The following is an 18,906-nucleotide window of genomic DNA, read 5'->3' on the forward strand; positions in this document are numbered from 1 at the left end:
TGGGATGGTGATGCGGATGCTGATGACGTTACAGGGTGCGTCACCGGGCCGTATCCCTGAGTTGATGCGGGATCTGGAGAGTATGGGAAAAATGGTGAAGCTGCCGGTACGAAGAGAAAGGGCCTTTCCGAGAGTGGTGAAGGAAAGGCCGCATAAATATGGCAAAGCTAGGAACAAAAAAGCCAGTCAGTTGCTTAACTGACTGGCATTACCGCTTAATAGGCGGGTTTTTTTATGCTGCGTAGTGCTACATAAGTACAGTAAAAGTACCGTAAACGTGGTTATCAGTAAATCTTGGCCATTAAATTAATCGCCAGAGAATCTACTTTTCCATCGGCAAACTGACCAAATGCCACAAAGTGTGCAGACTGGTTATGCGCATCCACAATCGCCTGAGACGCCCAGCGCTCAATAAAAACGTAAACTAGCGGGTTTTGGTTATCCTGATGAAGATCGTACTGCAGGCACCCTTTCTCAGCCCTGCTGCTATCAACCAGCTTTTTGAGTTCGCTCACTAATGCCGTCTGATAAGCCGACTTTACCGTTAGCGTTGCAACGATAGTTATTTCATTCATACAACAATCCTTATGTTTGTCACTGAATACCAAAGTACATGGTATGAGAGCCGGACATTAATTGATAGTTGAAATAGAAGAAAACCGATCGGGCGAGAAGTTACATTATTGACCGGATGGATTGATCGAAAGAATTGATCGGAGATAGCGCTCAGAAACTACCGCAGCTGGCCGTTCAGGCCATAGGCTACGGTAGATTATTCAATCAGAAGGTAAACTACTTAATTAACCAAACGCGGTAATTTTTACCTTTAATTTTTCCGCTGCGTAAACGTTCAAGCGCCGTTTTGGCACTTTTCCGACGAATAGCCACATAGGCCTGAGTATCGAACAACGCAATCTTACCCACTTCGGCGGCGGTCAATCCGGCATCGCCGGTTAATGCCCCCAGAAGATCGCCCGGGCGAATTTTTGCCTTACGCCCACCGTCAATATTCAGCGTCAGCATATCAGAAACGATGGTAGTGATTTCAACGTTCGCCATGGTTTTCGGATCTTTCCAGTCCGGCGACTCAGATAAATAATCTTCAATAGCATGAGCGCGCTGCAGTTCATTCACGGTACAAAAACTGATCGCCATCCCTTCTAGCCCGGCCCGACCGGTACGGCCAATACGGTGAACGTAAACTTCAGGATCAAAAGGTAGTTCAAAGTTGACAACCAACGGCAGCTCTTTAATATCCAGCCCCCGGGCCGCCACGTCAGTCGCCACCAGAATTCGACAGCTTTGGTTAGCAAACTGAACCAGAACCCGCTCGCGATCGCGCTGTTCCAGATCGCCATGCAAAGCCAATACGCTGCTACCCGCGTTGCTCAGCGTATCGGCAATCTCTTGGCAGTCGCGCTTAGTGTTAGAGAACACCACGCAAGACATCGGCTGGTAATGAGAAAGCAGCTTTTGCAGCAGGGTAATTCGATCGTTTTTAGCCACTTCGAAAAACTGCTGTTCAATATGAATTCTGTCATCCGCCGTTTCAACGCTTACCCGCTCAGGCGAACGCTGAACGCGCGCGCTCATCTTTTCAATGTCTACCGGATAGGTAGCGGAAAACAGCAGAGTCTGGCGCGCTTCTGGGGTACGAGCAATAATGTCATTCACTTCGTCAGAGAACCCCATATCCAGCATTCTGTCGGCTTCATCCAGCACCAGAATACTGAGATCGTCCAGCGCAAGATTACCTTTACGTAAATGATCCTGAATACGCCCCGGAGTTCCTACAATGATATGGGCCGGATGCGCCAGAGAATCAACCTGTAGCCCCATCGGCTGGCCGCCGCATAGGGTCAGAACCTTAATGTTTTGAGTGAAGCGGGCAAGACGACGAACCTCTTTGCTCACCTGATCGGCCAACTCGCGCGTCGGGCATAGAATCAGCGCCTGAGTGCGAAACACGTTAACCTGAATCGCGGCCAGCACGCCAATGCCAAACGCCGCCGTTTTACCACTACCGGTTTTAGCCTGCGCCACCACGTCCTTCCCCTGTAAAATCAAAGGAAGCGACGCTGACTGAATCGGCGTCATTTGCGCATAACCTAGTTCATTCAGATTAGCGATTTGTTCTTCAGGCAGCGGTAAATTAGCAAATGATAATGTTGGGCTCACGGGCAGGCTCTTTAGCAGAAAATGGATAGGCTGACGCAGCGCGCCAAACGAGTTCAAATCATACCAGATTTACCTTATTCGAAGGCATATTAGTTTCTTGGTTATCCGCATTAATGCCCGCGACGCGCAGTTTTTTACCGGAACCAATAAAATTTCTACCTTTTTTCATATTATTCCCATCAAAATAGTTGACACCAATCCATTAAACTAGTTAACTAGTACACAGATTCAGCAACGCATAATGCAACATCAGACAGAGGCTATATCATGACGAACGCAAACATCGTTTCAATTTGTTGGTGGCAACTCCTCCCTTAGCGGGCGGCCTACTTGCACCAATTTGTCATCTGATAAAGCAAATAGCCAATAAGCCCGCACTTAGCGGGCTTTTTAATGCATGAACAGCGTGCAAATAAAAAAATAATACTGACATAAATGGCGTAAATACCGATGCAAACACTCAAACCAACGCTACAGCTACTCACCGCACAAACGCCTTACCGCAGCGATCCGACGGCAATCTTTGCTCAGCTCTGCCACGATCGCCCTGCGACGTTGCTGCTGGAATCTGCCGAAGTCGACAGTAAACAAAACTTAAAAAGTTTACTGGTCATCGACAGTGCACTGCGCATTTCTGCCGAAGGCCGCAGGGTAACGCTACGCGCCCTCACCCAGAACGGTAATGCTCTGCTATCTCTGCTAGATAAGCGCATGCCGGCAGAGGTTGAAAACCATATTTCCGACCGCCAACGCCTGCTGGTTTACCCTCAGATTAACGGCATGCAGGATGAAGATGCCCGCCTGAAGTCAACGTCGGTATTTGACTCTCTGCGCCAGCTATTGGCGCTAGTGACCGTTCCGGAAGATCGGCGTGAAGCCATGCTGCTGGGCGGCCTATTCGCCTATGATTTAGTGGCCGGATTTGAAGATTTACCTGAGCTAATCAACGACAGACACTGCCCGGACTTCTGTTTTTATCTGGCCGAAACCTTACTGATTCTCGATCATCAAAATGGCATTTCCCGCCTACAGGCCAGCCTGTTTACGCCCGACGCATCGGAGCAGCAGCGTCTGGAAAATCGACTGGTGCAATTACAGCATCAGTTAGGACACGCGGCTTCAACCATTAGCGCGTCGACGTTAGAAGACATGGTGCTGAACTGTGACCGCAGCGATGAAGAGTACGGCAACATTGTGCGTGAGCTACAGCAGGCCATCCGTCAGGGCGACATTTTTCAGGTGGTTCCGTCGCGTCGTTTCACCCTGCCTTGCCCGTCTCCGCTGGCCGCCTACCAAACGCTGAAAGAAAACAACCCAAGCCCCTATATGTTTTTTATGCAAGATGAGGCTTTTACCCTGTTCGGCGCATCGCCGGAAAGCGCCCTGAAATATTCAGCCGATAGCCGCCAGATCGAAATCTATCCGATTGCGGGAACCCGCCCAAGAGGCCGCAATGCAGACGGCTCATTAGATAAAGATCTCGACAGCCGCTTTGAACTGGATATGCGTACCGACCATAAAGAGCTGGCTGAACACATTATGCTGGTCGATTTGGCCCGTAACGATCTGGCGCGCATCTGCCAAGCCGGTAGCCGCTACGTGGCCGACCTGACAAAGGTAGACCGCTACTCATTCGTCATGCATTTGGTTTCCCGCGTGGTGGGCACGTTAAGAAGCGATCTGGACGCCCTGCACGCCTATCAGGCCTGTATGAACATGGGCACCTTAAGCGGTGCGCCAAAGGTTAAAGCCATGCAGCTCATCGCCCAATATGAAGGCATACGCCGCGGCAGCTACGGCGGCGCGGTTGGCTATTTCACCGCTCATGGCGATCTGGACACCTGCATTGTTATCCGCTCCGCCTACGTGGAAGACGGCATTGCCACCATTCAGGCCGGAGCCGGCGTAGTTTTAGATTCAAATCCACAGGCCGAAGCCGACGAAACCCGCAATAAAGCCAGAGCCGTATTACGGGCCATTGCCACAGCCCATCAGGCAAAGGAGATTTTCTAATGGCGGAGATTCTACTACTCGACAACGTCGACTCATTTACCTACAACCTGGTCGATCAGCTACGCTCTAGCGGACATAGCGTAACGATTTACCGCAATACGTTGCCCGCTGAGCTGATTATTCAGCAAATTAACCGCATGAATAAACCGGTACTGATGCTGTCGCCGGGTCCGGGAAAACCGTCTGAAGCGGGCTGTATGCCGGAACTGCTGGCATCGTTATTAGGAAAGCTGCCGATTATCGGAATTTGTCTGGGCCATCAGGCCATCGTTCAGGCCTACGGCGGCAATGTGGGTCAGGCGGGCGAAATTCTACACGGCAAATCATCACCCATTACCCACGACGGCCTCGGGATGTTTGACGGTTTACCTTCACCGCTGCCGGTTGCCCGCTACCACTCACTGGTGGGTACCGACGTCCCGGCCGAGCTTACGGTTAACGCCCATTACAACAATATGGTGATGGCGGTTCGCCACGATAGCCACCGGGTTTGCGGCTTTCAGTTTCATCCGGAATCCATTCTTACCACTCAGGGCGCGCGTTTATTAAACCAAACGCTGTCATGGGCTTTGGCGAACCAATAAGGAAACTATGATGCAATCGATTCTTAATAAGCTGTACCGTGCCGAATCATTGACTCAGTTGGAGAGCCAAACGCTGTTTAGCAGCATTGCACGCGGTGAGCTAGAGCCATCGCAGCTGGCCGCCGCGCTGATCAGCATGAAGGTACGCGGAGAAACGCCCGACGAAATCGCCGGTGCCGCTAACGCATTTTTAGCCGATGCGCAGCCATTCCCTCGCCCTGATTACGATTTTGCCGATATCGTTGGCACCGGCGGAGACGGCACTAACAGCATTAACATCTCAACGGCCAGCGCCTTTGTCGCCGCCAGCTGTGGCATCAGTATTGCAAAACACGGTAACCGCAGCGTCTCTAGCCGTTCTGGCTCATCAGACCTGCTGGCGGCCATGGGAATCAAACTGGATATGCCGGCAGCGCTTTCCCGCCAGGCGCTCGACGACTTGGGCGTATGCTTTTTGTTTGCGCCACAGTACCACTCCGGATTCCGACACGCGATACCGGTTCGCCAACAGCTCAAAACCCGTACGCTGTTCAACGTACTGGGCCCGCTCATTAATCCGGCTCGCCCTCAAAAAGCCCTGATCGGCGTATATAGCCCTGAACTAGTCGTTCCGATTGCCGAAACGCTCAGCGTGTTAGGCTATAAGCACGCGGCGGTGGTTCACGGCGGCGGCATGGATGAAGTGGCCATTCACGCGCCAACTCAGGTCGCTGAGCTGCGTGATGGTAAGATTGAGTGCTATCAGCTGACCCATAAAGATTTTAGCTTACGCCAGTACGCTCTGTCTGACCTTGAAGGCGGATCGCCGGAAGAAAATCGTGACATTTTATCGCGCTTGCTACAAGGTAAAGGGGAACAGGCTCACGCCACTGCCGTCGCCGCTAACGTGGCTTTACTACTGCGGTTGTTCGGCCAAGATGACCTACGGATTAACGCACAGCGCGCGATGGACGTCATTTACAGCGGCGTCGCATTCGATCGGGTAACGGCTCTGGCCGCAAGAGGATAAATGATGCAAGAAACGGTTTTAACGCGCATTGTTCAAGACAAACGGCTTTGGGTTACTGCGCGTAAACAGCAGCAACCGCTGGCAAGCTTTCGCCATAGCGTAGTTGCCAGTGAACGCAGTTTTTATCAGGCGCTCACTAGTGATAAAGCGGTGTTTATTCTAGAGTGCAAAAAAGCCTCTCCGTCTAAAGGATTAATTCGCCATAACTTTGATCCAAGGGCGATTGCCGAAAGCTACCGGGACTTTGCCTCGGTAATTTCAGTATTAACCGATGAAAAATACTTTCAGGGTAGCTTCGATTACCTAACGCTGGTCAGTAATCAGGTCCATCAACCGGTGTTATGTAAAGACTTTATTATCGACCCGTATCAGATTTATCTGGCCCGCTTCTACCATGCTGACGCCGTTCTGCTGATGCTATCGGTACTGGATGACGAAGAGTATGTAGCACTGGCCGAGGTTGCCAATTCATTGAACATGGGCGTATTGACCGAAGTCAGCAATGAAAGCGAGCTTGAACGTGCGATAGCCCTTCAGGCCCGAGTGGTCGGTATTAATAACCGCGACCTACGGGACTTATCCATCGATCTTAATCGAACCCGAACCATGGCACCGAGGTTATCGGCGTCCACCATTGTTATCAGTGAATCAGGTATTCATCACTACGGCCAAATCCGTGAACTTAGCCAGTATGCTAACGGCTTCCTGATCGGCAGCGCCCTGATGTCTGAGCCTGAGTTAGATCTGGCTGTCAGGCGGGTTATTCTGGGTGAAAACAAAGTGTGCGGCCTGACTCGCGCTGAAGATGCCGCTGCCGCCTATCAAGCCGGTGCGGTGTATGGCGGGCTAATTTTTGTCGGTAAATCACCGCGTTATATCAACCTGGCTCAGGCACAAAAAGTGATTGCCGGTGCGCCGTTACGCTGGGTTGGCGTATTCAGCAACGCCCAACGCGAAACCGTCTGCCTAACGGTAGAAAAGCTTCATCTGTTTGCCGTTCAGCTGCACGGCAACGAAGACCCCACCTACGTTGCCGACCTGCGGGCGCATCTGCCCGAAGGCTGTCAAATATGGAAAGCGCACAGCGTTGAGGGCGAGTTACCCGAGCTAAACGATTCAAACATCGACCGCTACCTGTTAGATAACGGTGCTGGCGGCAGCGGCCAAAGCTTTGACTGGCAAATGGCTAAAGATAAAACCGTTGGTAACATGATGCTAGCCGGTGGTTTAAACCCTGACAACGTAGGTCAGGCGGCCAAGCTGGGCTATAAAGGCCTCGATTTTAACTCCGGCGTTGAAAGCGCTGCCGGAGTAAAAGATATCGTTAAGATTAATTCAGTATTCAGCACCTTACGTAGCTATATGTAACTATTAATCACATGCTAATAATGACTAATATCGAAAACAAGGGAATTTGAAATGACATTGCTTAACCCCTACTTTGGTGAATTTGGTGGAATGTATGTACCCCAAATTTTAATCCCGGCGTTAAATCAGTTAGAAGAAGCGTTTGTCAGCGCTCAGCGTGACCCAGCGTTTCACCGTGAGTTTCAGGACTTACTGGTCAACTATGCTGGCCGCCCCACGCCGCTGACCCTATGCCGCAATCTGACTGCCGGAACCAAAACCAAACTTTACCTTAAGCGTGAAGACCTGCTGCACGGCGGCGCACATAAAACCAATCAGGTTTTGGGTCAGGCGCTACTGGCCAAACGTATGGGAAAAACCGAAATTATTGCCGAGACCGGAGCCGGTCAGCATGGCGTAGCTTCCGCGCTGGCCTGTGCGCTGCTCGGGCTAAAATGCCGTATCTATATGGGTGCCAAAGACGTGCAGCGCCAGTCGCCAAACGTATTCAGAATGCGCCTGATGGGGGCGGAAGTGATCCCGGTTCATAGCGGTTCATCGACTCTGAAAGATGCCTGTAATGAAGCCCTGCGCGACTGGTCGGCCAACTATGCCACGGCGCACTATATGCTCGGCACCGCCGCAGGCCCGCATCCGTTCCCGACCATCGTGCGCGAATTCCAACGCATGATAGGCGAAGAAACCAAGTCGCAAATGAAACAGCGCGAAGACTGCCTGCCGGATGCGGTCATTGCCTGTATTGGCGGCGGTTCCAACGCCATTGGCATGTTTGCCGACTTTATCGACGAACCTTCGGTCAGACTGATCGGCGTCGAACCGGCCGGGCTAGGCATTGAAAGCGGCCAGCACGGCGCACCGTTAATGCACGGCCGGGTGGGTATCTATTTCGGTATGAAGTCGCCGATGATGCAAACCAGCGAAGGCCAAATTGAAGAGTCTTACTCCATCTCTGCCGGTCTGGACTTCCCGTCCGTAGGCCCTCAGCACGCCCATCTGCACAGCATTGGTCGCGCTGAGTACGTTTCTATTACCGATGACGAAGCGCTCGACGCCTTCCAGCTATTATCCCGCCAAGAAGGCATTATACCGGCGCTGGAATCCGCTCACGCGCTGGCCTATGCGCTGAAAATTATCGCGGCTGAACCAGAAAAAGAGCAGATCCTAGTGGTTAATCTGTCAGGGCGCGGCGATAAAGATATTTTTACGGTTCACGATATTTTAAAACAGCGGGGAGAAATCTGATGGAACGTTATCAACAGCTATTTGATCGCCTTAAAGCCAACGGTGAAGGCGCTTTTGTTCCGTTCGTTACCTTAGGCGATCCTAACCCTGAGCTCTCGCTGCAAATCATCGATGCGCTGGTTGAAGGCGGTGCTGACGCCCTTGAAATCGGCATTCCGTTTTCAGATCCGCTGGCAGACGGCCCAACCATACAGGCAGCAGCGCTAAGAGCATTCTCGGCCGGAGTGACGCCGTCACTTTGCTTTGAGCTGCTGGCTAAAATTCGGCAAAAGCATCCGCAAATCCCAATCGGATTACTGATGTACGCCAATCTGGTGTTTTCCCGCGGAATCGATGAGTTCTATGCGCTGTGCGCCAAGGTTGGCGTAGATTCAGTACTGATCGCGGACGTTCCCCTTGAAGAGTCCGCGCCCTATCGTCTGGCCGCCCAGCGCCACGGAATTTCGCCGATCTTTATTTGCCCGCCAAACGCCGACGACGAGCTAATTCGCCAAATAGCCTCCTACGGCCGAGGCTATACCTACCTGCTGTCCCGCGCTGGCGTAACCGGCGCAGAAAATCGCGCTATTCAGTCGCTTGAGCATCTGGTGACCAAGCTACGGGATTATAACGCCGCCCCGGCCATTCAAGGCTTCGGCATTTCTGAACCATCGCAGGTTAAAGCCACGCTGGCCAGCGGCGCAGCCGGCGCTATTTCAGGCTCAGCGGTGGTTAAGATTATCGAACAGAACTATCAGCAACCAAAAATCATGTTGGAAAAACTGACCGAGTTTGTTCGCAATATGAAGGCCGCGACCAAGAAGTAACTCGAGGGTTATTTTGATTAACGCTGGAACGGCCCGCAGGATTAAACTGTGGGCCGTTTTATTGAGCAAAAAAAGAATTAGAGACTCTAGATAAGAATTGTAAAGAATTCGGTCGTTAAATGTTCATCGTTTCCATAACCTACGTAACTCACGACCGACAAGGAGGCGTAAGCGCGCCTCCTTGACCTGCGCCTCCGCACGGGAACTCAGGTCGCTTAAGCGACTTCCCGCCACAAAAAATTAGTCTTAACGCACCGACAGAGAGCCGCTCCCGGCGTCGCTCTGCCTTTCGCAGCATCCATGCTGCTCATACTAACTAATTTTTTATGTCGGCTGAGTTCAAGTGCTCATTGGATAGGTCAAGGGCTACTGACCCAATAAATAATAACCAAAAAACCTTACCATTTCCCAATCACCAACCCCTCTGGCAAAACAAATCTAAACTCGCTGCCCTTGCCCGGCTGGCTGGTAATATTCAAATGAGAATCATGGTGATTCAGCGCGTGTTTAACAATCGCTAAGCCTAAACCACTACCGCCGGTTTTACTCGAGCGCGACGGGTCAACGCGATAGAAACGTTCGGTAAGGTGAGCAATATGCTCGCTTTCAATGCCGGGGCCATTATCACTAACGCTAAATAACGCCCCTTTCGCCGTCCTTTTCCAGACAACGTTAATAACCGTCCCTTCGGGGGTGTGATTAATAGCGTTATACACCAGATTAGACATCGCGCTGTACAGCTGTTCCTGATTGCCCAGTACCTGAAGATGCGGATCGGTATCAAAGTGGATTTGCTGCTTACCGGCGCTAAGAATTAATGCTTCGTGGGATAAAATCTCTAATTGAGCCGGTACGTTAACCGTCTCAGTTAGCAAATAGCGAGGAGCAGCTTCAATGCGTGATAAAACCAGCAACTGGTTCACCAAACGGCTCATTCTCTCGGTTTGCCCCTGCATACTGTCTAAGGCTTTCTGTTGAATCGCCGGGCTGACCTCTTCTTCAGCCCCCAACATCTCGAGATACCCCTGAAGCACGGTTAACGGCGTTTTTAACTCGTGGCTGACGTTGGTAAAGAACTTGCGCCGAACCTCTTCCAGCTGGCGAACCTGCGACACGTCGCGGGCGGAGATCAGCATCAGCCCTTCATCATAGGGCATCACCCGAAACTCAATATAGCAACCGTTATTAAACTGTAGCGTAAGCGGTTCGCTGAAGGCCTTCTTATTGATAAACGCGGCAAACTGAGGGTAACGGATAAGATTAAGAATTTGCTGGCCGCTATCTTCCGGCCAGCGAAAGCCCAGCATTTGCTGAGCTAAACGGTTACACCAAAAGATATGACCGCTTTCGGTGCTCAACACCACCGCATCGGGCAACGACTCCGCACCGCTGCGAAAGCGTTTAATGAGCGAAGCCAGCTCGCGGCGACGCTGCCGGTTACGCTGTTGCATCTGACGCAGGCCGTAAAACAGCGGCTCCCAGCTACCCCAGCCCTGCGGCGGCATAATGCTGCGATCGAGCCACAGCCAGTGGGAGAGCTTAAGTAAATTGTAAAAATGCCAGAGTAATGCGCTCAATACCGATATCAGCAATAGCAATGCCAAATGGCCGATAAAAAGGCTTAAGATCAACGCAGGAAGACAAAATAACAACAGCTCGACGACTATTCGTTTCCATGACAGGCGTTCTAACACAAGGGAATCCCTAAGTTGATGCGCTTAAAAACGCGTTGAAAAACGATAGCCGGAGCCCCGAACGGTTTGCAGCATTTTGTCATATCCGCCGACCTCAAGAGACTTACGCAACCGCCGGATAAACACGTCTACCGTACGATCTTCAACATAAACGTTGGTTCCCCAAACCTGATTCAATAGCTGCTCACGGCTATACACCCGCTCAGGATGGCTCATAAAGAAGTGCAGCAGCTTATATTCAGTTGGCCCCATATCTAAAGGCTGCTGGTCAGCCATCACCCGATGGGAGGACGGATCCAATATTAGCCCGTTGAAGCTCAGCAATTCATGTTCAATAACCGGAGAGCTACGGCGCAGCACCGCGTTGATTCTAGCAACCAGCTCTTTGGGGGAAAACGGCTTAGTCACATAGTCATCAGCGCCAGACTCCAGACCGTTAACCCGATCGTCTTCCTCACTGCGTGCGGTCAACATCACTATGGGAATTTGCCGCGTCAGGGCTTCTCGTTTAATGCTTTTAATAAACTGAATGCCGGAACCGCCCGGTAGCATCCAGTCCAGTAAAATAAGGTCGGGAAACGGCTCGGTTAATCGCGTTTGTGCGCTGTGAATATCCGCGGCTTGCGCCACGTCAAAACCATTTTGTTCAAGTACCAGAGAAATCATTTCCCGAATAGGTGCTTCATCCTCAACCACCAGTATGCGTTTCATCATGCGGGCTCGCCCCCTGTCATTTCAATAGTTCGCCGGTAGTATGCGACAGATATATGACATTTTTATTACGTTACCAATTTTTCCAACCAATTGAAAAACTATATCAAAAAATTATTCAGGCCGTAGCCAACGCAACGGCGGCGTGGAAACTGTCACGGGCATAAGTTGATTGGTCCTGACCCGCTTACCTGCGTATAATTACCCATCCTGACAACTCGCCGTTTGCTGGCAAAGAGGCACTATGCGCATCATCCACACGTCCGACTGGCATCTTGGTCAATATTTTTTCACCAAAAGCCGGGCGGCGGAACATCAGGCTTTTCTTAGCTGGCTAACGCTTCAGGTAGAGCAACATCAGGTTGATGCCATTATCGTCGCCGGCGACATCTTTGACACCACGTCGCCTCCCAGCTACGCGCGCGAACTGTATAATCAGTTTATTGTCCGCTTACAAAAAACCGGCTGTCAGTTAGTTATCTTAGGCGGTAATCATGATTCTGTCGCTACCTTGAATGAATCCCGAGAGCTGTTAACCTATCTAAATACGCAGGTGATCGCCAGCGTATTAGAACAGCCACAGCGACAGGTTATTGTCTTGAACAACCGTCAGGGAGAACCGGCCGCCATTTTGTGTGCCATTCCGTTCATTCGCACTCGTGACATTGTCACAAGTCAGGCAGGCCAATCGGTCAGCGAGAAGCACCACGCGTTACAGCAGGCCATTGCTGACCATTACCAACAAATTTATCAATTAGCGCTGGATACCCGCCGGGCCTACTCTCAGCCGCTGCCAATTATTGCCACTGGCCACTTAACCACCGTTGGCGCATCAACCTCTGATTCAGTTCGCGAGATCTACATCGGTACGCTAGACGCCTTCCCGGCGCAGGCCTTTCCCCCAGCCGATTATATTGCGCTGGGCCATATTCATCGCCCGCAGACGGTGGCTAAATCAGAACATATTCGCTATTCCGGCTCGCCGATCGCACTAAGCTTTGACGAAGCCGGGCAACAGAAAAGCGTGGTACTGGCTGAGTTCCAGCAGGACAATCTGGCGGCGGTCACCCTGCTCGCCGTGCCTGAATTTCAGCCGATGAGGCTGATTAAAGGTGATATCAAACAGATAGAAACCGAACTCGCCGCCTTTGCTCACTATCAGGGCGAGCGCCCGGTGTGGCTGGATATCGAAGTGGTTTCTCAACACTATTTAAACGACGTTCAGCGCCAAATCCAGCAATGGGCCGAACCGTTGCCGGTTGAAGTGGTGCTATTGCGGCGCAGCAAAGATTCATCACACCGGTCGATTCAACGACAGGCGCGGGAAACGCTGGCAGAGCTGACGGTTAACGACGTCTTTGAACGCCGCCTTGCGCTGGATGAACCCCAGAGCGACGACGACAGGCAACGCCAGCACCGAATAAAGCATCTATTTCTTAATCTGGTCGATAGCGTGGCTAATGATGCTGAAAGCACCGATAAAACCGGAGGCTTAGCCCAATGAAAATTCTCAGCCTGCGTTTAAAAAATATCAACTCGCTGAAAGGCGAATGGAAAATCGATTTCACCCAAGAACCCTTCTGCGATAGCGGCCTGTTTGCCATAACCGGCGCCACCGGCGCGGGTAAAACCACCCTGCTGGACGCCGTCTGTCTGGCGCTCTACCATAAAACCCCGCGCCTCAACGTATCGCCAACCCATAACGAACTGATGACCCACCACACCGCCGAATCGCTGGCCGAAGTGGAGTTTGAAGTGAAAGGTACCGGATACCGGGCGTTCTGGAGCCAGCGCAAAGCCAAAGGCAGCGCTGAGGGCAACCTGCAGGCCCCGAAGGTTGAGCTGGCCTACTTAAGCGACGGCAAAATTATTACCGACAAAGTGAAAGACAAGATCGAACACATCGCTAAAATCACCGGCCTTGATTTCAGTCGTTTCACTAAGTCAATGATGCTGTCTCAGGGGGAGTTTGCCGCCTTTCTTAACGCGGAACCCAATGAACGGGCAGAGCTGCTGGAAGAGCTAACCGGCACCGAAATCTACGGGCTGGTTTCCGAACGGGTATTTCAGGCGCATAAAGAGGCTAAAGCGCAGCTCGACGGGCTATACGCCCAGCTCGGTGGCGTACGGCTGCTAACCGACGACGACAGGTTAGCGATGGAGCTTCAGGTTAACCAACTACTGGCTCAGGAAACCGAGCTCGGTCGGCAAATAGCCCAATTACAGGTAAATCAGCATTGGCTAGAGAAGCGCAGTGAATACGCGCAGGCCGCACAGCGCAACCAACGGCAGTTAAATCAGGCCCAACAGCAGCTTGAACAACACCAAAGCTCACTGGAAACGCTAACCCAAAGCCTACCTGCCGAAAAACTTCGCCCGATGTATACAGAGCTGGTCCGACTACGCCAAGAACAGGTCGACATCGACCGCGATCTGCAACAAACCGCCAATAGCCAAACCGTACTGGAGCAAGAGGTTAAACAGCGTTCAGACCAGTACCAGTTAACCATGCAGCAACGGGACCAGCAGCGTAAAGCCGATGAACAAACGGAAACGCTGATGGACAAACAGGTTGCGCCATTAGACTTACAGATTAGCCGCAGGCAGCAAGATCACCGGCGGCTGGCGGCAGAACAAACCGCGCTCCAACAGCAGCTCAGCGTTCAGCGCCAGTCCTGCGATTTAGCCCGTAAACAGCATGCGGATTTACTGGCACAGCAGGCCGCTCTTGAAGACTTCTTTAACTCACATCAGCAGCGTCAAGGCTTAGGCGAAAACCTGCCGCTCTGGCAGCAACAGTTATCTCAGCTAGACCAACAGCGCCCGGCCCTTACCGCGCTACAGGCTCAAATAGCCCAGCACCATCAACGGCTGGCACGGCTCAATTTAGAGCTATCTCAGGCAACCGAGAGCCAGACTCAAGCACAAGCGGAAATCAGCAGCCTACAACAGGCCTTTAAGCTGGCTGATGAGCAACACGCTCAACGGCTCAATCAGCAAGATTTAACCGAACTGAAACGCCAGCGCGATAGCTTTATTGAACGCCGCGACGACCATCAAAGCTTAATGTTGCTACATCAACGCTATCTGGAAGCCGATAAAACCCGGATTACCCAGATAAAACAGCTGTCCGAACTATCATCCACCCTTAAGCAATTGAATGCTGACCAGTTGCTAAAGCGTAAGCAGTATGCGGATAAAAAACAGCATTTAGCCGACCTCAAAAAGCTGTATGAACAGGAAAAGTTAATCGTTGGCTTTGAACAACAAAGAGCCCAGCTCCAGCCCGACACGCCCTGCCCGCTGTGCGGCTCAACGCAGCACCCGCTGTTAACTGAATATCAGGCCGTTAAGCCATCGGACACCGAGCTACGGTTAAAGCAGTTAGAGGCCGAAACCGCCCAAATGCACGACGACGGCACGGAACAAGGCAGCCGGATAAAGCTACTCACAGAACAAAACGACCGGTTGCAGCAAGATATCGAACTCGGGCAACGCCAAATTACCCAGCTAACCGAACAGTGGCAGCAGCTTTGCCAACGCTTAGAACTGCCGTTGAGCATTCACGAGAGCCAGCAGGTTAACGCCTATACTGAAGCCCTCCGCCTGCAAGAGCAGCAAATCAACCAGCGCGTTACCGAACTGGAACAGTCTGAAAAAGCCTGGCTACAGGCCAAAGAACGGCTCAACCAGCGCCAATCGGCCTTAAGTGAAAGCGGCCAAAGGCTAACGCTGTTAACTCAGAACATCACCCATCTTCAACAGAATATTGAACAGACTGAACGTGCGCTTGAAACCCAGCAGCAAAGCTATCAATCATTAGCGTCAGACTTACGGTCAGCGCTGGCGCTACAGGGGCTTATGCTGCCGGAAGCGGAGCAACACGACCCATGGTTAAATGCCAGAAAGCAAGAGTGGAGCCACTGGCAAACCCAGCTTGCCGAACGGCAGCGGCTCGAACAGCAGCTTTCACAGCTCAACGCCGTAATGGCCGCCGATCAGGCCCGGCTAGACAGCATTAGCACTCAGGTAAAGGAGTTAGACGATCGGGCTGCGCTGTGCCAGAGCGAACTGGCTCAGATTTCGTTACAACGTCACGATATCTTTGGCGATCGGCAAATTGAAATGGTTCAGCAGCAAATGCGACAACGGCGCCAGCTATTAGAGCAGCAGCTGTCTGACGGCCAGAAAGTTTGGATGGAAGCAAACGACCGCCTCACCGCCTTGGTCGCCCAACGCGCCACCCTGACTCAACAGTCACGGAGTAAGCAACGGGCGCGGTTAGACTGCGAAAACCAGTTTACTCTGGCGTTACAGACCACCCCGTTTGCCGATGAAGCGGCCTTCACCGCCGCCCTGCTGACCGAAGAGCAACGGCAACGGCTTACTGAGCTAAAAGAACGGCTGACAACTGAACTCACCCGGGCACAAACTCTACTGACCGAAGCCCAAAATAGCCTGAATCAGCACGTGGCAAACCCGCCGTCAGAGCTACTGATTGAAACGCCGGTAGACGAGCTGATTCAACGTTTAGCGTCGTTGAATTCAGCGCTGAAAGACAACGGAATACGTCAGGGTGAAATCCGCCAACAGCAGGAAAGCGACCGCCGTAATCAGCAAAGCCAGCAAGAGATGATTGCCAACATTGCCCGACATCAGCAGGATGTCGACGATCTGGCCTACCTCAATAATTTAATTGGCTCCAGCGACGGCGCTAAGTTCCGCAAATTTGCTCAGGGGCTCACGCTGGATCATCTGGTTTACTTAGCCAACGACCAACTCGCCCGGCTCCACGGCCGCTATTTATTACAGCGAAAAGAGAGCGAAACCCTTGAACTTCAGGTGGTTGACACCTGGCAGGCCGATAATATTCGCGATACCCGAACCCTTTCCGGCGGTGAAAGTTTTCTGGTGAGTCTGGCGTTAGCACTGGCGCTGTCCGATCTGGTCAGCCATAAAACCAGCATTGACTCGCTGTTTCTTGATGAAGGCTTTGGCACATTAGACGCTGAAACGCTGGACATCGCCCTCGACGCCCTCGACAACCTCAACGCCAGCGGTAAAACGATTGGCGTGATTAGCCATATTGATGCCATGAAAGAACGGATCCCGGTACAGATCCGGGTGAAAAAGATAAACGGGTTGGGGATTAGTAAGCTGGATGACCGGTATAAGGTCAGCGTGCGCGAGTAAGGGGCGTTATCTCGTTGAAAAACCGGAGCCAGTCGTTGACCTCGACCTTAATTATGTTAATAACTTTCCAGAACGGCCTTAAGCTTTTCATTCTGCTCATGCCAAGCATCGGGATTATCTTTGGTAAGATCGATATCAACGGACAACCTTGGCATATCACGCAAAAAGAGATTTATTGCGTTGCGGTGCCTCCATGCAGGGCAAAGCACCCTTCTTTCGCCACTTCTGGCAAAACGTCTAAAAGCAGCTGAACCTGCTTTTTATAAGCGTCGTTCATTATGCCAAGCCCAGTTCTTTAGGCACGGTTATCTGGTATTTAGAGATATATACCCCCCCATCAACAATGGCCCGCTTTCCCGTTCCCAAATCAATATTTTGCATAGCAATGTGGTTAAGCCATTCGTGGCCAGCTTTTTCAGCTAAATACAGGAATAACCGTTTTACTTTCACGGAAGAGCAGCTTTCCAGCAGGGGTTGAACCGTTGCAGGTCGTAAATTATTTAACCCCTCCATAAGTTCATACACTTCTATCAGAGGTTGGCTATTGGGGGCCAGATATAGGCACTCCATAATGGCACGAGCCGGGCTGGATACTTTTACGGTGAAACCCTTATGCGCTATCTCCACAAGGCCGAGCTCCGCAGGAAGGAAGCTGGATAATTTACAATCTATGTTTATGCCCCACTGATGCTTATCAAACCATGTGGGTAGCTTTTCCCCAGGGGTTCCGAACAACAAGGCCTTTTTCTCCGCAAGTCCCAGATAATGGGCCTTCCCTTGTAACGACAGGGCAGTTTTTGCCCCCGGATGTATAGACAATCCCAACTGTGACTGCAGGGCATAGATCCCGCCAAGGTAATCAACCCGATCGCCGTTACGGATCAGTGCACCCGTTCCAATCGAATTAAACCATTGGCTTTCTTTATATTTTTTCTGCAAATCAAGGCTATATCCCTGTTTCGTTAACCACGAGGAAGTAAGCGCAATCCCAGAAGGGAGAGCGCTTAACAGGGTGTTTATTTTTGATAGTTTTTCAGTACTCATAGCACCTTTATGGATATTTTTTTAAACCCGACCAGCATGACTGGTTTAAATTATTTACTTTTTAGGTACCAATAGTACCTTTATATGAATATTATTCAACCACAGGCAATGAATAAAACAACTTTAGTTTGCGATCGCGGCGTAACCCCTACCGAGCCGAATTAAACTCATCCTTATCTCAACTTTTTAACTGGGTATCTACCAGTAATATTCAAGCGTTCTAATACGGCAATCTGTTCTTGGTTCACCTTTTCTGCGATCCATTTCCAGAATTTCAAATTTTTTCTCTGTAACTCGGGTCATTTAATTGACCCGTTCGCTGTCTATCCATACTGTGGTTGTGCGCAATTATATCTGCGTAAATAGCGAAACCCCGCAGTGCGAGAACACTAACGGGGTTTCTGACCAACAAGTTACAAGAAGAGGTAACTCATGGCTGTAATAGAGCATACGCAATCTCGCCCTCAATTTGTACCGGGAATTTTATCGAATAGTCGATCCGCCTCGAAGAATTTGTATTTAATGTCAGTCTGTGACTCTCGGTTTATGGGAGGAATACCCCATGTTTAAACTCATCGACAGTGTACGGATAAATACAATAGAACTGGCGGAACAATGCCTTGCGCTGGCCAATGCCTTAGCGAGCATTGAACACCCGGCGCTAAACGAGTCACTGACATTCATACCGCAGGAAAAGCAGCGTGTACTGTTGTCTCTGCTCGGTGCAGGAGGTGGAGAATGACCATTCAACCCGACTGGCACACCGCCGATATCATCGCCGCACTGCGTAAAAAAGGCACCACGTTAGCCGCCGTCTCGCGCTTAGCCGGGCTGAGTTCATCTACGCTGGCGAATGCGCTATCGCGCCCTTGGCCCAAGGGTGAATCACTGATAGCCGACGCAATAAACGTGCACCCATCGGAGATATGGCCTAGCCGCTATTACGACCCGGTAACGGGTAAACCGAAAGAAAGAAAAATACGAGCAGCCATAGCAGATCAATATCTGGGCTAACCTCACATTCAATGATTAGAAAAGCCACAGAAAATCACTCTTCTGTGGCT

Annotated in this window: 15 protein-coding genes, 2 pseudogenes and 1 other annotated feature; of the genes and pseudogenes, 11 read left to right on the plus strand and 6 right to left on the minus strand. The window is 51.2% G+C overall.

Going from position 1 to position 18,906, the window contains the following annotated elements; genetic code table 11:
* Positions 1 to 202 (plus strand): annotated as a pseudogene (locus tag GVI43_RS00005) (IS4 family transposase); the annotation flags it as partial.
* 82 nt (positions 203 to 284) lie between these two features.
* On the opposite strand, the gene GVI43_RS00010 reads toward GVI43_RS00005, so the two are convergent.
* On the minus strand, positions 285 to 575 hold the full coding sequence (locus GVI43_RS00010) for a putative quinol monooxygenase (RefSeq protein ID WP_159564155.1): 291 nt from the start codon (positions 573 to 575) through the stop codon (positions 285 to 287).
* Positions 576 to 792: 217 nt separating this feature from the next.
* Entirely contained in the window at positions 793 to 2,178 is a 1,386-nt protein-coding gene (dbpA, locus tag GVI43_RS00015) for an ATP-dependent RNA helicase DbpA (RefSeq protein ID WP_159564157.1), read from the minus strand.
* 291 nt (positions 2,179 to 2,469) lie between these two features.
* Positions 2,470 to 2,573: a sequence feature (Trp leader region), on the plus strand.
* Positions 2,574 to 2,628: 55 nt separating this feature from the next.
* Here dbpA and GVI43_RS00020 point away from each other — a divergent pair.
* From GVI43_RS00020 to trpA, 6 genes are read left to right on the plus strand one after another with little or no spacing between them, the layout of a single operon-like run.
* Positions 2,629 to 4,191, plus strand: coding sequence for an anthranilate synthase component 1 (locus GVI43_RS00020; protein WP_159564159.1), 1,563 nt, complete (start codon positions 2,629 to 2,631; stop codon positions 4,189 to 4,191).
* Positions 4,191 to 4,775, plus strand: coding sequence for a glutamine amidotransferase-related protein (locus tag GVI43_RS00025; RefSeq protein ID WP_159564161.1), 585 nt, complete (start codon positions 4,191 to 4,193; stop codon positions 4,773 to 4,775). The genes GVI43_RS00020 and GVI43_RS00025 overlap by 1 nt, the downstream gene beginning before the upstream one ends.
* Before the next feature lie 10 nt (positions 4,776 to 4,785).
* Positions 4,786 to 5,784, plus strand: a complete 999-nt coding sequence (trpD, locus tag GVI43_RS00030) for an anthranilate phosphoribosyltransferase (RefSeq protein WP_159565031.1) — start codon at positions 4,786 to 4,788, stop codon at positions 5,782 to 5,784.
* A gap of 3 nt (positions 5,785 to 5,787) precedes the next feature.
* On the plus strand, positions 5,788 to 7,152 hold the full coding sequence (trpCF, locus tag GVI43_RS00035; protein ID WP_159565033.1) for a bifunctional indole-3-glycerol-phosphate synthase TrpC/phosphoribosylanthranilate isomerase TrpF: 1,365 nt from the start codon (positions 5,788 to 5,790) through the stop codon (positions 7,150 to 7,152).
* Positions 7,153 to 7,203: 51 nt separating this feature from the next.
* Positions 7,204 to 8,394 carry a tryptophan synthase subunit beta gene (trpB, locus tag GVI43_RS00040; RefSeq protein ID WP_159564163.1) on the plus strand — a complete coding sequence of 397 codons (1,191 nt, stop codon included), beginning with the start codon at positions 7,204 to 7,206 and terminating at the stop codon, positions 8,392 to 8,394.
* Positions 8,394 to 9,200: a tryptophan synthase subunit alpha gene (gene trpA / locus GVI43_RS00045; protein WP_159564165.1), complete on the plus strand. Its 807-nt coding sequence runs from the start codon at positions 8,394 to 8,396 to the stop codon at positions 9,198 to 9,200. Before trpB ends, trpA begins: the two co-directional genes overlap by 1 nt.
* A 398-nt stretch (positions 9,201 to 9,598) precedes the next feature.
* On the opposite strand, the gene phoR is transcribed toward trpA, so the two are convergent.
* Together phoR and phoB are read right to left on the minus strand one after the other, a co-directional pair.
* Positions 9,599 to 10,894, minus strand: coding sequence for a phosphate regulon sensor histidine kinase PhoR (gene phoR / locus GVI43_RS00050; protein WP_159564167.1), 1,296 nt, complete (start codon positions 10,892 to 10,894; stop codon positions 9,599 to 9,601).
* A 24-nt stretch (positions 10,895 to 10,918) separates the two neighbouring features.
* Complete coding sequence (gene phoB / locus GVI43_RS00055; RefSeq protein ID WP_159564169.1) at positions 10,919 to 11,608, minus strand: phosphate regulon transcriptional regulator PhoB; 690 nt, start codon at positions 11,606 to 11,608, stop codon at positions 10,919 to 10,921.
* A gap of 241 nt (positions 11,609 to 11,849) precedes the next feature.
* Between phoB and sbcD the strand changes: the two genes are divergently transcribed.
* Both sbcD and GVI43_RS00065 read left to right on the plus strand, forming a co-directional pair.
* Positions 11,850 to 13,109, plus strand: a complete 1,260-nt coding sequence (gene sbcD, locus GVI43_RS00060) for an exonuclease subunit SbcD (protein ID WP_159564171.1) — start codon at positions 11,850 to 11,852, stop codon at positions 13,107 to 13,109.
* Positions 13,106 to 16,798: an SbcC/MukB-like Walker B domain-containing protein gene (locus GVI43_RS00065; RefSeq protein ID WP_159564173.1), complete on the plus strand. Its 3,693-nt coding sequence runs from the start codon at positions 13,106 to 13,108 to the stop codon at positions 16,796 to 16,798. The genes sbcD and GVI43_RS00065 overlap by 4 nt, the downstream gene beginning before the upstream one ends.
* A 113-nt stretch (positions 16,799 to 16,911) precedes the next feature.
* On the opposite strand, the pseudogene GVI43_RS00070 reads toward GVI43_RS00065, so the two are convergent.
* A pseudogene (locus GVI43_RS00070) lies at positions 16,912 to 17,075 on the minus strand (nucleotidyl transferase AbiEii/AbiGii toxin family protein); the annotation flags it as partial.
* Entirely contained in the window at positions 17,075 to 17,842 is a 768-nt protein-coding gene (locus tag GVI43_RS00075) for a type IV toxin-antitoxin system AbiEi family antitoxin (RefSeq protein ID WP_159564175.1), read from the minus strand. The gene GVI43_RS00075 and the pseudogene GVI43_RS00070, both read right to left, overlap by 1 nt.
* Positions 17,843 to 18,404: 562 nt before the next feature.
* On the opposite strand from GVI43_RS00075, the gene GVI43_RS00080 reads away from it, so the two are divergent.
* A complete protein-coding gene (locus GVI43_RS00080; RefSeq protein WP_159564177.1) occupies positions 18,405 to 18,584 on the plus strand; it encodes a hypothetical protein in 180 nt (59 codons plus the stop codon).
* On the plus strand, positions 18,581 to 18,856 hold the full coding sequence (locus GVI43_RS00085) for a helix-turn-helix domain-containing protein (protein WP_159564179.1): 276 nt from the start codon (positions 18,581 to 18,583) through the stop codon (positions 18,854 to 18,856). Before GVI43_RS00080 ends, GVI43_RS00085 begins: the two co-directional genes overlap by 4 nt.
* Positions 18,857 to 18,906 lie beyond the last annotated feature (50 nt).

Source organism: Budvicia diplopodorum (assembly GCF_009800925.1).
Classification (GTDB): Bacteria; Pseudomonadota; Gammaproteobacteria; order Enterobacterales; family Enterobacteriaceae; genus Budvicia; species Budvicia diplopodorum.